Origin of the sequence: Enterococcus sp. AZ040 (genome assembly GCF_050499185.1) — a bacterium.
Taxonomy (GTDB): Bacteria; Bacillota; Bacilli; order Lactobacillales; family Enterococcaceae; genus Enterococcus_D; species Enterococcus_D entomosocium.
Window position 1 is genome coordinate 471,330 of record NZ_JBMHEW010000001.1, and the last position, 11,800, is coordinate 483,129.

The window sequence follows — 11,800 nt, forward strand, 5'->3', positions numbered from 1 at the left end:
ATATATTTATTAATTAACATAGATATTATCCTTGGTAAATTAATCAAAATATTGTTGACAGCGATTACAAATAAAGTTATGATTTATTTGTAAATTGAAAGTGTTTGCAAACATCAATTTCTATGTTTTGTTTTTGTGAATTGTTTATAGGCTTCTTTATAGGAAATATCTTAGGTGTTAGGAATTATTATGAGCAGTTAGTAAGGTCTTTTTTTAGAGAGGTCAATGAACAAATGTGATAACGTACCTGCAAATATCTATAAAACTTGAGAGGATGGAAAAGATGAACATCAAAAAGGTTATTTTTTCGGGAGCAGTTCTAGGTTTAAGTAGTTTGGTATTAGGGGCCTGCGGAAACAGTAATAATAGTTCAGGTGATGATAGCGGAAGTAAAGAAATTACGTTTATGTTTCGAGGCGGCGAGGACGAGAAGAAAGCCTATGAAACAGCAATTAAACAATTTGAGGAAGAAAATGATGTAAGCGTTAAGATTATCGCCACAGATGCTGATCAATATGCAACAAAGCTACAAGCGGCAATCTCAGGCGGTAATATGCCCGATGTTTTCTATGTAGAACAAAGCAATCTAATGGCTTACGTTGATAATGGTGTTTTGCTAGATATTACGGATGAAATTGAGAATTCAGATTTTGATCTTTCAAACATTTGGGAATATGGAGTAAACAGTTATCGGTATGATGGTGAAAAAGTTGGTAGCGGTGCTTTGTATGGATTACCAAAAGATGTTGGACCATTTGCTTTAGGATATAACAAAGACATGTTTAAAGAAGCTGGTATTGATTTGCCAGATACAGATACGCCTTATACATGGGATGAATTCGTTGAAGTATCTAAACAGTTGACGAAGGATTCTGATGGAGATGGAAATCTTGACCAATGGGCAACAGGATTTAACGTAAACTGGAGTTTACAAGCTTTTGTTTGGAGTAACGGAGCAGATTGGATCAACGAAGCCAAAGATACCGTTACAGTCGATACACCAGAATTTGCGGAAGCATTGCAATGGTTTGCGGATCTGCAAAATGTGCATGAACTCACCCCTTCAATTTCTGATGCACAAACATTGGATACGTATCAAAGATGGATGAATGGGGAGATTGCTTTCTTCCCTGTAGGACCTTGGGATATGAGTACGTATGCAGGATTAGATTTTGAGTATGACTTGATGCCTTGGCCAGCAGGCTCTACAGGCGAATCTGCAACGTATATTGGTTCTTTAGGAATTGGTGTTGCCAGCAAAACCAAACATCCAGAAGAAGCAGTGAAATTAGTTGAGTATTTAAGTGCATCTGAAGAAGGACAACAACAATTAGTAGATGCACAGATTCAAATTCCTAACCTGATTGATATGGCTGAAGAATGGGCTTCTGATACGGACAGTGTACCTAATAATAAACAAGAATTTATTGACATCGTCCAAGATTATGGTCGCGCTTTGCCAGTAGCAACAACCTACAATGCAGAATGGTACGATGAATTCTTTATCAATATCCAACCTGTGTTAGATGGAGATCAAACGGCAGCGGATTATTTAAAAGAAGTTCAACCTAAGATGCAAGAAAAACTAGACTCAGCGATTCGCCAACAAGAAACAGCAAGATAGACTCACTGGGGTCACATATCTATGTGACCCCAAAGATTTTTATGGAGGGACGCGTAATGGAACAAGTGGAAATAAAAAAAACAAAAAATAAAAATAGTCTTTATGCAAAAGAGCACAAAGTTGCTTTCTTGTTCGTTCTACTTCCAGTTTTAGGATTTATTTTGTTTTCATTGATACCTTTGGGCTATTCGGTTTATGCTGCCTTTACAGATTGGAACGGTCTAGGGCAAATGAATTTTATCGGTCTTGAGAACTTTCAGAAGCTTTTTAGAGATGAGTACTTCTATAAGACGATGTTTAATACCGTCTTTTTGATGTTAGGGATTCCAATCGGTTTGATTTTGTCATTTATGCTAGCATCAGCACTGAGCAGAGGAATTAAAGGAACGACGATTTTTCGAACAATCTATTATATTCCAGTCATCTCATCATTAGCAGCCATTTCGATTTTGTGGCAATGGGCTTACAATGGTGATTTTGGTTTAGTCAATCAGGTCTTGGATATCTTCGGTATCAGCGGCCCTAACTGGTTGCAAAACCCATCAACAGTCAAACCGGCAATTATTATTATGTCTGTTTGGAAGGGCTTGGGTTATTCTATGCTCTTGTACTTGGCAGCGATTCAAAGTGTACCAAAAACCTTTTATGAAGCAGCAGAATTAGATGGTGCTTCTTCTTTTCAAAAGTTTCGCAATATCACTTGGCCGATGGTTAGACCAGTCACTTTCTTTTTAGTCGTTACGAATATTATCGGCGGCTCACAAATCTTTACGGAAATAAACATTATGACACCAACTGGCGGACCACAATATAGCAGTGCTACGGTCGTTTGGTATATCTGGCAAAAAGCTTTCAGAAATTGGCAAATGGGTTATGCAAGCAGTATGGCGTTGATTCTAGCAGTATTGGTTTTTGTGATAACAGCATTCCAATTCTATATGAACAATCGTTCAAGCTATAAATTAGATTAGGAGGGAAAAGAATGAAAAAACTGAAAATAAGCAACGTACTCATTATTTTAATTCTCTCCCTTGGAGCAGTTATTATGGTGGGGCCGTTACTTTGGATGATCTCAACATCGCTAAAAGACCGAGCTGGCGTCTTCCAGCTGCCACCTCAATGGATTCCAGACCCAGTACAATTTGATGCGTACAAACGTTTATCTGAGCTGGACACTTTGTTCTCAGGGATTAAAAATACAGTGATCGTTTCACTTTCTGTAACTGTTGTAGGTACTCTGACATCCAGTTTAGCTGCCTTCTCATTTGCCAAATTACGGATGCCGCATAAAGATGCGCTATTTCTAATCCTTTTAGCCGCTTTGATGATTCCCTATCCAGCGGTGATGATCCCGCAATTTATGATGTTCTCCCAAATTGGCTGGGTTGATACGTTATTACCATTGATCATTCCGGGAATGTTTGGGAATATCACTATGATTTTCTTTTTGCGACAATATTTATCTAATATTCCTGATTCGATCGTTGAGGCGGCAAAAATTGATGGTGCGGGCTATTTACAAACCTTTATCCAATTGATTTTCCCGTTGATTCGTCCAGCAGTTGCTGCTCAATTTATTTTATGGTTTATGGGCGCTTGGAATGACTACTTAGCACCATTGATCTACTTGAATAGTCCAGAAAAACAAACATTGCAAGTAGTGATCGCAAACCTAAATGCCGCCTATGCTATTCAAACGGATTATCCGTTGATTATGGCAGCTTCCGTTGTTTCATTACTTCCGGTTTTGATCGTATTTATTATTTTCCAAAAGCAAATTATCGAATCAGTTGCACTTTCTGGAATGAAAGGGTGAGTAGATGTTTCTAAAAGCAATGAACTGGCTAAATGCATTCGTACTTCTGATAGAACTAAATATTTTGTGGCTTCTAGGTATTTTAGCTGGTTTTTTTGTGGTCGGCTTTGTTCCAAGTACTGTTGCTGTCTTAACGATTCTAAATAAAGAGGATCTATTTACAGGCTATTACTCTTATATAGAAGTATTGACTTTATTTTGGAAAAACTATGTGTCAGCTATTCGCTTATACAAATGGCGGGTCTTTATATTTCCACTTATTCTAGGCATTCTCTATTTGGAATTGCTGATTGTGCAGCAAAGTGATCTAATGAGAGCATTTTTCCAATGGCCACTTTTGTTTTTGTTCAGTTATGTGATTTTAGTATTGATCAATTTATCCTTAGTTACTCGATTGAGTAAAGATAAGTGGCGGAAAAAAGCCGTTTTTTCATTGACGAGTCCATTCTTGTTACCAAAAGAATCTTTTCTTTGTCTTTTGATGGTTCTTACATTTTCAATTGTTAGCATGGCGTATCATTGGTTCTTTTTTGTCGCAATTTCAATCTTTTTGTACAGTGCCAGCAAGTGCTTGTTGTCAGGCTATAGCAAGAAAGGATTGTTAAAATCATGATCAAAAAATTTCTTTTCTCGTGTGTTCCTCTAATGATTCTTTTATCTGGCTGTACTGCTTCTGCAGTTGAAGAAGTCTTATCCCCTCCTGAGTTTGCCGATGTTAGTGTCCATGACCCATCGGTGATCAAAGCGGATGATACGTTTTATATTATTGGTTCACATATGCAATTTGCCAAGTCTCAGGATTTGTTGAAGTGGGAGCAGATATCTAATTCAGTATCTGAAGATACTCTATTTGAGAATATTCGAGAAGAATTGGCGGAAGAATTTGAGTACGCACAGACAGATACGTTATGGGCTAGTGATATCCAACAGTTTAAGAATGGAAAATACTATTTGTACTATTGTTTGTGTCAAGGAACTTCACCGCTATCCGTAATGGGAGTGGCGGTATCTGACTCTATTGAAGGTCCTTATGAAAAAGTCGAATCTTTTCTTTATTCAGGAACCTCTCCGCAGTTTGGTGAAGCGTACAATGCAGCGATTCATCCAAATGCGATCGATCCTCATATTTTTTATGACAATGAAGGGAAATTATGGATGGTCTATGGATCATACTCAGGCGGGATTTTTATCCTAGAAATGGATGATGAAACGGGTTTGCCTAAAGATCGCAATTCTTACGGAACACATTTGATGGGCGGAAATCACAGTCGCATCGAAGCACCATACATTCAATATAATCAAGAAAATGGCTACTATTACTTGTTCACTTCATTTGGTGGGCTAGATGCAGACGGTGGATACAACCTTCGAGTCGCGCGGTCAAAGAATCCCGATGGTCCTTATGAAGACAGCCAAGGAAATCCAATGGCTGAGGTCAAAGGGAAATTTGGAACGGTTTTTGATGACGTAAGTATTCAAGACTTCGGAACTAAGATTATGGGGAACTTCCTATATACCGAAAATACGAGCAATGAAGGGGTTGGCTATGTTTCGCCAGGTCACAACTCGACCTATTATGATGAAGAAACCAATCAATATTACTTGATTTTCCATACACGTTTTCCAAATAGCGGAGAATATCATTCTGTGAGAGTCCATCAAATGTTTTTCACAGAAGCAGGGTGGCCGGTTGTTTCTCCATTGAGATACAGCGAAGAAACGATTGCTGATTATACAAAGAATCAAGTTACGGGTGCCTATACGCTGATTTCCTTTGACAAGTTTTTAACGGATGATTTGAAAGAACCACAGGAAATTACAGTTGAAAAAAATGGCCCGATCAATGGTGATCGCACTGGAACATGGGAACTAGCGGAAAAGAATAGTCAAGAAGATTCAAGTGTGGTTATCGATGGCACTGTTTATAAAGGGAAGTTTCTTTCCGGCTGGGATGAAAATCAGCAAAAGCAAGTAATGACATTTACAGGTACCTCAGAAGCAGGAGTACCATTATTTATTGTTAGGAATGAGGAGTAAGGTATGGCAAAAGCAAATGCAGAGACAATACAAAATCCAATCGTGTATGAACGAGCAGACCCTTGGGTATATTTACATTCCGATGGTTACTATTATTTTACAGGTTCAGTTCCTGGATATCAGTCGATTGAACTTAGACGAGCGAAAAGCCTCAATGAACTGGAAGATGCAGAGAGAAAGACGGTTTGGCAGGCACATGAATCGGGACCAATGAGTGAATTGATTTGGGCACCAGAAATTCATTTCATCGCTGATAAGTGGTATATCTATTTTGCCGCTAGTGATAATGAAGAGATCAGAAATGAAAATCATCATCATCGAATGTTCGTGATCGAAAATAATGCAAGTGACCCTTTTGAAGGGGAATGGGAAGAAAAAGGACAAGTCATCACGCAATTTGAAAGTTTTAGTTTAGATGCAACCGTGTTTGAACATCAGGAGAAACTTTATTATGTTTGGGCGCAACAAGATCCAAGAATTCCAGGAAACTCTAATCTTTATCTATCAGAAATGGAAAATCCATGGACACTAAAAGGGAAGCAGCTTTTACTATCGATCCCTGAATATCCTTGGGAACAGATTGGTTTCATGGTGAATGAGGGGCCGGCCGTGCTTAAACGAAATGGTAAGATTTTTATCACTTATTCGGGCAGTGCTACAGATGAAAATTACACTATGGGATTATTGTGGACAGACGAAAATAGTGATTTATTAAATGGGTTTTCTTGGCAAAAATCCCAAGATCCAGTCTTTCAAACGTCAGAACGGAATTCTCAATATGGACCGGGGCATAACTCTTTTACAAAAGGGGCAGATGGTGAGGACATTTTAGTTTATCATGCAAGACCAGAAAAAAATCAGGCAGGCGATCCTCTGGCAAACCCGAATCGACATGCAGTTGCACAACCATTCACTTGGGATGAAAAAGGATTCCCAGTCTTTGGTGAGCCGGTCGTAAACAATAAATTAGAGATGAAGGTGAACTGATTGACGATTAACATTCAAAACACAAAATCAGGAACAACGATCAGCAAATATATCTACGGTCATTTTGCAGAGCATCTAGGCCGTTGTATCTATGAAGGATTATACGTTGGAGAAGATTCGCCGATCCCAAATAAAAATGGGATGCGGATTGATGTGGTTGAAGCACTGAAAAACATTCAAATCCCTGTGCTACGTTGGCCAGGCGGCTGCTTCGCCGATGAATACCATTGGAAAGACGGGATTGGTCCTAAAGAAAACCGCAAAACGATGGTCAACACCCACTGGGGCGGCGTGACTGAAAACAATCATTTCGGGACCCATGAATTTTTTGAATTGATCAAGCAACTGGAATGTGATGCGTATGTCAACGGCAATGTCGGCAGCGGAACGGTACAAGAAATGTCGGAATGGGTGGAATACATCACGATGGATGGCATTTCTCCGATGGCTGATCTTCGCAGAGAAAATGGCCATGAAGAAGCGTGGGAAATGAAATTTTTTGGCGTAGGAAACGAAAACTGGGGCTGCGGCGGCAATATGCGGCCAGAGTATTATGCGGATCTGTATCGCCGTTATCAAACCTATGTCCGCCAATACGGCGACAAAAAAATCTACAAAGTCGCCGGCGGAGCGAATGTCGCAGACTATCATTGGACAGAAACGCTGATGAAAAACGCCCATTGGTTGATGGACGGCCTAAGCTTGCACTACTACGTTCATCCGCAAGGCTGGGAAGAAAAAGGTAGCGCCTTGGAATTTGATGAGGCAGAGTGGCAAGTGACCTGTGAAAAAGCAGCCTACATGGATGAATTATTGACCCGCCACAGCGCGATTATGGACCAGTATGACCCAGAACAGCGTGTGGGAATCATTGTTGATGAATGGGGCACTTGGTTCTCAGCAGAACCTGGTACGAATCCAGGCTTCTTATACCAACAAAATACGATCCGTGATGCCATGGTCGCAGCGATCACCTTGAATATTTTCCATAAACATGCCAAGCGAGTGCATATGGCAAATATCGCACAAACCGTCAACGTCCTGCAGGCGATGATTTTGACAGATGGCGAACAAATGGTGAAAACCCCAAGCTATCATGTCTTTGATTTGTACAAAGTCCATCAAGATGCTGAAACCATTGATAGCCATGGAACCAGCAGCGATACCATTACGTATACGATTTCGAAAAAAGAAGATACGATCCATCTATCGGTTTGTAATTTTGCTACCCAAGGCACGGAAGAATTATCCTTCTCCCTTGAAACAGCGATCAATGAAGTGAAAGAAGCTCGTTATATCGTGGGAAACAAAATGAACGCACACAATGATTTTGATCATCCTGAAGATGTGGTGATCCAAGACTTCACCGCTTACAATGTTGAAGAGAACAAAGTCAGCTTGCGGGTGCCCGCAATGAGTGTTCTAACGATCTCATTGACAGTCTGATCCCATGACTTGTAAAGGATGCGAAGTGAAAGATGCTGCGGCAGCAGCACAGGAAGACATTGAATCCTTGATTGCAGAACAACTTTCTTTAGAAAGCGACTTGGCTTCGCCGGAGATCGTCAGTAGGAGAATCGTTGTTTGTGAGACTTGTCCATTGCGATTGAATCATACCTGTACCAAATGCGGCTGCTTTTATCGGTTTCGCGCAAATTTAGCTAAGAAAAACTGTCCTGCAGGAATGTGGGAACAAACAGGGCAGCTCGTCAAGTAGCTGTCCTGTTTTTATAAAATAGAATAAATCAATTAGGAGATGAGGGAAGACATGACAGCGATCAATGGGGTTCATGATCCTACGATTATTGAACATGAAGGCACCTTTTATTTATATTCAACGGACACCCAACAGCCCAAAACGGCTGGTGTACCAATTCGTCGTTCAAAAGATTTGATCCATTGGCAATTTGAGAAACAGGCATTGTCAGAAATGCCTGAACCAGCAGTAAAATGGAGCAAGGCTCAAGGACTATGGGCACCGGAAGTTATTCGCTATAAGGACGAATTCCGTATGTATTATTCTGCTTCGACATTCGGCAGTACCACTTCTTTTATTGGCTTAGCTACAGCAACAGATCCTTTGGGCCCTTGGGAAGATCAAGGAGAGGTTATTAAAACCAATGCTACTCTTGCACAGCATAACGCGATCGATGCCAATATTGCTTTTGACCGCTCGGGTGAACAGTGGTTTGTCTATGGTTCTTTCTTTGGCGGAATCTATATTGCTCCATTGAACAAAGAAACTGGAAAACTTCAAGAAAAGAGCTATGGCCAACGGATTGCTTTTCGTCCGAAAACAGTTGATACTGCTATTGAAGGCCCATTTGTCTATTATCATCCTGAAACCGATTATTATTATTTGTTTGTTTCTTTCGACTCCCTTAACGATTCGTATAATATCCGTGTCGCCCGAGCAAAAGAAATTACAGGGCCATATCTGGACTGGCATGGTACGGCCATGACGGATCAAGAGAAGACGCCAACCGAAGTAGGGACTAAACTGTTGGGCAGTTATCAGTTCTCAGAAGAACCAGTTGTATATGCTCCTGGTCATAATTCGATCTTTACGCAAACCAATAAAGAAAGCTTCGTTGTGCATCATGCACGGAGAAAACCCTTCAGTGACCAATTCTATTTACAAATACGTAAACTCTATTGGCTAGAATCAGGTTGGCCAGTAATCTCTGCTTCAATCTATCAGGGAAGTGTTTCACGAATGCCAGAGCAGGAAACTCTGTTAGGAAAGTGGGAAATCATCCAATTTGATCACGAGTCTCAAGTTATATCTTCTCAACAGCAAGAAATAACAGCATTAAAAAAAGAAGGACGAAGTTACTTGTGGGGAGAAAATGAATTTGTCCCATATTATGAGTACATCGACCAAAAAGAAAGGTTGTTTTTATCTGGAATCAATGATCAAGGCGTTGCGTTTCTTGGTCGAAAAGTGTACGAAGAATAAAAAATAAGCAGCACAATGGGCAGGTTGCATTGTGCTGCTTATAAACGTATACTGCTGCCGGTTTTACTAAATACTGCCTTTGAATAATCGGACACCATGAGTAGGAACCTCAGCATTGGCAATTGTTTGTTCTTTTTGTTGCCATAACTCAGTGCCGTTTTTAAGTGGTAGTAAATCAGTGATCGATTTTGGGATGGTTTGCGTTTGATCAGAAACATTGAAAATGGCATAGTAGACTGCTGTGTCGCTCAACGCCTCCCAAATGATCCACTCTTGATCACGATAGAACTCTTTTTTCGTATAAATTTTTCGATACATTTCTAAGACTTCAGTATTCGTCAATAAACGTAAGGTAAAGAGATCGATGTCTGGTAAAGTACCACCAAACATCAATGGAGATTGGAAGATCGTCCATAAACTCATCAATAAGTATTGCTCGTCTTCCGTAAAACGTGTCCAGCTGTCACCACCGCCACCATCAACTGCCCGAATGCCGATATGACCCAACGGCAACATATCACAGTCAGGCCAGTTACCTGGACGGACGAAAGGTGCCCACTCTGCTGCTCGGTCAAACATGGCGTAAAGGGCATCCCAATGATCCCAAAAGTCATCCGTCAAGCGCCACATATTGGCATGATTTTGAAAGAAACTACCATTTTTGAGGGCAGCTGGTCCGGGAGACAAAGAAAGGACGATCTCTCGACCGGATCGATCGATTGCACGGCGAATCGCTTTGATTTCTGCTTTATGGGCATCACCGTAAATTTTCGAATCGCCGATATCATCCACCTTTATAAAGTCAACACCCCAAGAAGCATATAATTCGAGCAAAGAATCATAATAAAGCTGTCCTTCAGGCAATGAAACATCGACCCCATACATATCGGAATTCCAAGGGCAGATTGAATTCATAGCAATGTCCCGTGCCCGTTTATCCGTTCCTTTGATCGGCGTATTTTGATGAACTGCTTGTCGTGGAATGCCGCGCATGATATGGATACCAAACTTCAGCCCTTTTTGATGCAGATAGTCACCAAGTTTTTTGAAACCAGCGCCATCTTTTGCTGAAGGGAAACGATTTTCAGCAGGAATCAAGCGAGAATAGTCGTCCATACACAACGGATAAAAATCATTGTACCTTGTAGACTTTGCTTCTGGTTCGCTCCATTGAATATCCACGACGACATACTCCCAACCATAAGCTTTCAAATGCTCTGCCATAAAATCGGCATGGGCGATCACTTCTGCTTCGGTCACAGAAGCGCCATAGCAGTCCCAAGAATTCCATCCCATTGGGGGTGTTTGTGCAAAATGTAAAAAAGACATCGATTTCCTCCTAGTACGTTTTTCTTATAGTATAGTAAGCAATAAAAAAGAGAGGGAAAGTTTTGTCTACTAGAAATAAAAAAGAAAGAAATCGTCAACGAATGAAAAAGGAGTTGATCAATAGTGTTTCCACAAGAAACAAACTATGCGAAGATTACAGCATACTATAGTGTTGCCCTTGAGCGTTTTTCCATGAATCCACATCAACACCCAGCGTGTGAGATCATGTTTGTGACCAAAGGGAAGTGTAAGATAAAGGTGCAAGATCAAGTAATTGTTCTGGAAAGAAATGATTTCGTTTTCATAAATGCGTTTGTGGAACACGCCTTACTCGTTGAAGGAGATTCCTGCACATTACTGAATATTGAATTTCTTCTGAGTGAGACACCGTCCGCCCTTTGTGTTCGTGATGTTTTTGCATACATCAAAGGAAATGTACAATGGAATGAGCCTTACGCGAAAAGTCGCGATGTCCGCCAATTTGGACAAGCGATCAAGTCATTGCTGCAGCTGCTAATGATCGATGATACTCAAGAGCAACCGTCTGCTGAACGGCAATTTACGATCGAGCTCTTGTTTAAGCGGATGCTGATGGAATTAGCCTTTTCATTACGTACGAAAGAAACCAAACGGGGCAATTGCTATGTGAACGCTGCGATCAACTATATTCAACAGCATTTTGATGAAGATATTCAAGTCTCCCAAATCGCAGCGGCGGTGGGGATTACGAAAGCTTACTTGCATAAACTCTTTCATGAGCAACTGGGAGTGACGGTCAACCATTTTCTCACCAGTGAGCGTCTGAAACAGGCAGCATTTTTACTAAGCAATAGTCAGCTGCCAATCGTCGAAATTGCCGCTCAAGCAGGATTCAACAGCAGGCAGCACTTTACCAATACCTTTAAACAGAAAAAAGGCATGAGTCCTAAAGCCTACCAGCTCTTATATAAGCAAACGATCAAAGAGGAGGCAGGGCAACATATCACAGGAGATGATCCGAACTTTTTATTAATGAAGTAAATATGAATTGAATGATCAAGCATAAAAA

Annotated in this window: 11 protein-coding genes; 10 read left to right on the forward strand and 1 reads right to left on the reverse strand. The window is 40.6% G+C overall.

The genetic code is table 11. The features are described from left to right. Positions 1-283 precede the first annotated feature (283 nt). The 9 genes from IGK63_RS02215 to IGK63_RS02255 are packed head-to-tail and all read left to right on the forward strand — an operon-like array spanning position 284 to position 9,423. Positions 284-1,624, forward strand: a complete 1,341-nt coding sequence (locus tag IGK63_RS02215) for an ABC transporter substrate-binding protein (RefSeq protein ID WP_015508887.1) — start codon at positions 284-286, stop codon at positions 1,622-1,624. Between the two features lie 56 nt (positions 1,625-1,680). Further along, positions 1,681-2,595: a carbohydrate ABC transporter permease gene (locus IGK63_RS02220; protein WP_034872060.1), complete on the forward strand. Its 915-nt coding sequence runs from the start codon at positions 1,681-1,683 to the stop codon at positions 2,593-2,595. A gap of 11 nt (positions 2,596-2,606) precedes the next feature. Next, a complete protein-coding gene (locus IGK63_RS02225; RefSeq protein WP_005232200.1) occupies positions 2,607-3,440 on the forward strand; it encodes a carbohydrate ABC transporter permease in 834 nt (277 codons plus the stop codon). A gap of 4 nt (positions 3,441-3,444) precedes the next feature. Further along, the gene (locus tag IGK63_RS02230) at positions 3,445-4,053 is read left to right on the forward strand and encodes a DUF624 domain-containing protein (protein ID WP_005232198.1); all 609 of its coding nucleotides are present in this window, start codon (positions 3,445-3,447) and stop codon (positions 4,051-4,053) included. Next, the gene (locus IGK63_RS02235) at positions 4,050-5,477 is read left to right on the forward strand and encodes a glycoside hydrolase family 43 protein (RefSeq protein ID WP_016611394.1); all 1,428 of its coding nucleotides are present in this window, start codon (positions 4,050-4,052) and stop codon (positions 5,475-5,477) included. Before IGK63_RS02230 ends, IGK63_RS02235 begins: the two co-directional genes overlap by 4 nt. Before the next feature lie 3 nt (positions 5,478-5,480). After that, positions 5,481-6,464 (forward strand): glycoside hydrolase family 43 protein, encoded by a 984-nt coding sequence (locus IGK63_RS02240; protein ID WP_016611393.1) that lies wholly within the window; start codon positions 5,481-5,483, stop codon positions 6,462-6,464. Next, positions 6,465-7,910, forward strand: a complete 1,446-nt coding sequence (locus tag IGK63_RS02245; RefSeq protein WP_016611392.1) for an alpha-N-arabinofuranosidase — start codon at positions 6,465-6,467, stop codon at positions 7,908-7,910. Between the two features lie 4 nt (positions 7,911-7,914). After that, the gene (locus tag IGK63_RS02250) at positions 7,915-8,181 is read left to right on the forward strand and encodes a DUF6171 family protein (protein ID WP_005232191.1); all 267 of its coding nucleotides are present in this window, start codon (positions 7,915-7,917) and stop codon (positions 8,179-8,181) included. A gap of 51 nt (positions 8,182-8,232) precedes the next feature. Beyond that, complete coding sequence (locus tag IGK63_RS02255) at positions 8,233-9,423, forward strand: arabinan endo-1,5-alpha-L-arabinosidase (protein WP_034872059.1); 1,191 nt, start codon at positions 8,233-8,235, stop codon at positions 9,421-9,423. Positions 9,424-9,489: 66 nt separating this feature from the next. On the opposite strand, the gene IGK63_RS02260 is transcribed toward IGK63_RS02255, so the two are convergent. Continuing rightward, a complete protein-coding gene (locus IGK63_RS02260) occupies positions 9,490-10,752 on the reverse strand; it encodes a glycoside hydrolase family 27 protein (RefSeq protein WP_016611390.1) in 1,263 nt (420 codons plus the stop codon). A gap of 120 nt (positions 10,753-10,872) precedes the next feature. Between IGK63_RS02260 and IGK63_RS02265 the strand changes: the two genes are divergently transcribed. Beyond that, positions 10,873-11,772: a helix-turn-helix domain-containing protein gene (locus tag IGK63_RS02265; RefSeq protein WP_061053701.1), complete on the forward strand. Its 900-nt coding sequence runs from the start codon at positions 10,873-10,875 to the stop codon at positions 11,770-11,772. Positions 11,773-11,800 lie beyond the last annotated feature (28 nt).

What these genes read in the sequence shown, in the direction of transcription:
- IGK63_RS02220 (WP_034872060.1), top strand. Translation starts at nt 1,681, where the DNA reads ATGGAACAAGTGGAAATAAAAAAAACAAAAAATAAAAATAGTCTTTAT.
- IGK63_RS02225 (WP_005232200.1), top strand. Translation starts at nt 2,607, where the DNA reads ATGAAAAAACTGAAAATAAGCAACGTACTCATTATTTTAATTCTCTCC.
- IGK63_RS02230 (WP_005232198.1), top strand. Translation starts at nt 3,445, where the DNA reads ATGTTTCTAAAAGCAATGAACTGGCTAAATGCATTCGTACTTCTGATA.
- IGK63_RS02250 (WP_005232191.1), top strand. Translation starts at nt 7,915, where the DNA reads ATGACTTGTAAAGGATGCGAAGTGAAAGATGCTGCGGCAGCAGCACAG.
- IGK63_RS02235 (WP_016611394.1), top strand. Translation starts at nt 4,050, where the DNA reads ATGATCAAAAAATTTCTTTTCTCGTGTGTTCCTCTAATGATTCTTTTA.
- IGK63_RS02260 (WP_016611390.1), bottom strand. Translation starts at nt 10,752, where the DNA reads ATGTCTTTTTTACATTTTGCACAAACACCCCCAATGGGATGGAATTCT.
- IGK63_RS02215 (WP_015508887.1), top strand. Translation starts at nt 284, where the DNA reads ATGAACATCAAAAAGGTTATTTTTTCGGGAGCAGTTCTAGGTTTAAGT.
- IGK63_RS02255 (WP_034872059.1), top strand. Translation starts at nt 8,233, where the DNA reads ATGACAGCGATCAATGGGGTTCATGATCCTACGATTATTGAACATGAA.
- IGK63_RS02240 (WP_016611393.1), top strand. Translation starts at nt 5,481, where the DNA reads ATGGCAAAAGCAAATGCAGAGACAATACAAAATCCAATCGTGTATGAA.